General features: G+C 67.0%; 4 protein-coding genes. All 4 read left to right on the top strand.

Annotation, left to right across the window (positions count from 1 at the left end; translation table 11 throughout):
* Nucleotides 1–639: 639 nt before the first annotated feature.
* The 4 genes from BJY18_RS36220 (at nt 640) to mscL (ending at nt 2,508) form a co-directional block, all read left to right on the top strand.
* A complete protein-coding gene (locus BJY18_RS36220; RefSeq protein ID WP_179422083.1) occupies nt 640–828 on the top strand; it encodes an antitoxin in 189 nt (62 codons plus the stop codon).
* A gap of 145 nt (nt 829–973) precedes the next feature.
* Nucleotides 974–1,579 (top strand): hypothetical protein, encoded by a 606-nt coding sequence (locus tag BJY18_RS36215; protein WP_184785077.1) that lies wholly within the window; start codon nt 974–976, stop codon nt 1,577–1,579.
* Nucleotides 1,580–1,675: 96 nt separating this feature from the next.
* Nucleotides 1,676–1,882, top strand: a complete 207-nt coding sequence (locus BJY18_RS36210) for a hypothetical protein (RefSeq protein ID WP_179422085.1) — start codon at nt 1,676–1,678, stop codon at nt 1,880–1,882.
* Between the two features lie 239 nt (nt 1,883–2,121).
* Nucleotides 2,122–2,508, top strand: a complete 387-nt coding sequence (mscL, locus tag BJY18_RS36205; RefSeq protein WP_179422086.1) for a large conductance mechanosensitive channel protein MscL — start codon at nt 2,122–2,124, stop codon at nt 2,506–2,508.
* The last annotated feature ends 205 nt before the right edge of the window (nt 2,509–2,713 follow it).

The following is a 2,713-nucleotide window of genomic DNA, read 5'->3' as shown; positions in this document are numbered from 1 at the left end:
CGTACATGTCCCGGGCCGGCCGGTGGTGTCATGGGCCCGCGGTAGGCCGGAAAACGGAGGTGTCAGTCACAGGCTGCGGCTACCGTGGCCATTGAGGGGCGGCTTTCGAGGAGCGATAAGTGGGGGTAGACGGCGACCGAGACGGGCGGCCGAGCGGCGCTCGGCCGCCCGTCTCGCTCGTCGGCGCCCTCGTCTGTGTAGGCGTGGCGTTGTTGCTCACGGTGGGAACTGGGGTTGTCACGTTCGCGCTGTCACAGAGTTATGGTTTCGGGCCAGTCTGGGACCGGTCGGCGTTCATGATGACGGGTGCTGCCGGGGTGTTGGCTGGCGCTGCCTTGCTCGTCGCAGTCCGTCTTGCGCGACTGCGTTTGCGGGCGCTGCCCGTTATGGCGGGGTGGGTGGCGTTGGTATTCGTCGTGGGGTACGTAGCTGGCGTAGCCGGCAACAGCCTGAGGCGATAGCGGCCCAGTAGCTCAGCCCCGGCTCTGGGCTCGGCCATCGACGTCGGCGCACGAGGCGAGTTGCGCGCTCGAAGGTTGCGCACCCGGCCAGCGCTCTAGGCGGGACCTGCTGGGATGGGTACAGTCGGTTCGACCGCCGCGGTCGTGGTGGCGATCTGATCCAAGGGAGAGTGCCCGTATGGACTTCAACGAGATCCTCGACGAGGCCAAGAAGCTTGCTGGCGAACATCCGGAGCAGGCCAAGGCCGCGTTGGATAAGGCTGAGGGGATCCTGGACGAGCGGACGGGTGGCAAGTTCGCGGACCAGATCAAGAAGGGCGGCGACGCCGTGGGGGGCCAGTTGGGTCTCCCGCCGGAAACACCTTGAGAGCACCTAGCTAGGGGCACACGGCCGGTCGCGCTTCCGGCCGTCCTAGCCCACAGGTGGCCGAGCCTGACGGTCCCAATGGGTATTGGCCTGGTCGGCGGTCCCGGCGCGCGGCCGGGGTAGGAACCAACCTCTGGAGCACATCGTGACACCGAAACCACCACGGATCACCCGTCTTGTCCTGGTCGCCCTGGTCGCGGGGACGTTGGGGCTGACGGGTTGTGGCCCGAAGAGCTCATCGGGTACTGCCGCCGGGCCGCAAACCTCATCATCGGTTACTGCGGCAGCGTCGCCCACTGATTCGACGAGCAGTAGTGCCGTTCCGTCGAACTGTCCGACGGAGAACACCCGGGCGTTCGCGAAGACGCGGCTGGTGGCGGACCTGGGGCTGACGGCCGGCACCTTCCACCGGTACATCTACAAGCCGTTCAAGGCCGGCGCGTTCACCAAGGGCACCAAGGGTCGGGTGCTGGCGCTGGTGAAGGCGGCCGCCACTGCGGCTGCGGACGCCAAGCTGCTGTCCAACGCAATGAAGAACATCCAGGCCAACCCCACCCTGTGCAACGTGTTGTACCAGCCGATGGCCGACCTGGCCACGCACTTGGCGGCGCTCAAGAGCGACGTGACCGCCGGCAATCTGGGGAGCATTGACTCGGCCGGGTCACTGGTGTCTGGCCTGCTGGCCAAGGCCACCTCCAACGGGCTCAGCGTCACCGAGACGACGAACACCGCCGGGACCTCCCAGGGCTGAACCCGTTCCCCGCTCTGGCGTGGCGCAGCGGTTCGGTGGTAGGGATGACCCACCGCGCACTGACGTGGTGCGCACTGGTTCCAGGGGAGTAAGCCGATGGGTGACATCGCAAGCAAGGTCGACAAGGCATTCGAGACGGTCAGCATGACCGAGCTGGCGGACGCGCCCGTCGATGCGTTGCAGGGAGTCAGCGCAGGGGACGCCGAGCACCTCAAGGCCGCGTTCAACATCAAGACCGTCCGCGACCTGGGCACGAACAAGTACTTCCTGTGGGCGCAGGCCATCGCCAAGCTCGCGGAATAGCAAGTAGCACTGCGGCTGTAATGCCGGCCACACCAGGAACCGCCCCGGCCACCCGGTCGGGGCGGCCCCGTGTCAGGGTGCGCCGACCGGAGCTCACCCCGCCGTGCGGGAAACGCGAGGTGCGCACCAGTGCCAAAAGGCGGGGGCCGAGCGCCCCGGCCCCGAAACACTCATTTGGCCACCAAATGGTGGATACGCTCGGCACGTCAGGTCGTCTAGCGCGAACAAGGAGCGGGACCGTGAAGGGTTTCAAGGATTTCGTCATGCGGGGCAACCTCGTTGAGCTTGCCGTCGCGTTCATCATCGGCACCGCATTCGCGGTCGTCGTCAAAGCCTTCACCGACGTGATCCTGTCGCTGATCGGCAAGCTCGGCGGCAAGCCCGACTTCAACAGCATCAAGCCCGGCGGGGTCCCGCTGGGCGCGTTCCTGACCGCGCTGGTCGCCTTCCTGATTGTTGCCGCGGTGGTCTACTTCTTCGTCGTCAAGCCCTACGAGGCGGCCAAGACTCGATACGCCCGAACCGAGGTGGACGCCGCCCCCGACGAAAACGTCGTGCTCCTTACCGAGATCCGCGACCTGCTCGCCGGGACGACCGGCACCGCGGGCCGCCACGCGGAGATCTGAGCCAAGCACCCTCCGCCACCGCGATAGGCACCCGTAACGCAGAAAAGGGAGCGCGGCCCCTCCCGCCCGACAAGGGCGAAAGGGGCCGTTGACCGTTCAAGCGTTGCGTCGGTCCTGGGCCGGGAGCGAATCATTGAGCGCGCGGTAGACGCTGGCTCGACTGACGCCGATGACGCGGGCGATCGCGGCGACGTCGTGCTGACGG

Origin of the sequence: Amycolatopsis jiangsuensis, assembly GCF_014204865.1 — a bacterium.
GTDB lineage: Bacteria > Actinomycetota > Actinomycetes > Mycobacteriales > Pseudonocardiaceae > Amycolatopsis > Amycolatopsis jiangsuensis.
Note: the sequence above shows the minus strand (reverse complement) of the source record. Positions and strands in the feature narration are given on the sequence as shown.

Bases quoted from the DNA above. Each gene is read 5' to 3' on its own strand.
- BJY18_RS36210 (WP_179422085.1), top strand. From the start codon at position 1,676: ATGGGTGACATCGCAAGCAAGGTCGACAAGGCATTCGAGACGGTCAGC.
- BJY18_RS36220 (WP_179422083.1), top strand. From the start codon at position 640: ATGGACTTCAACGAGATCCTCGACGAGGCCAAGAAGCTTGCTGGCGAA.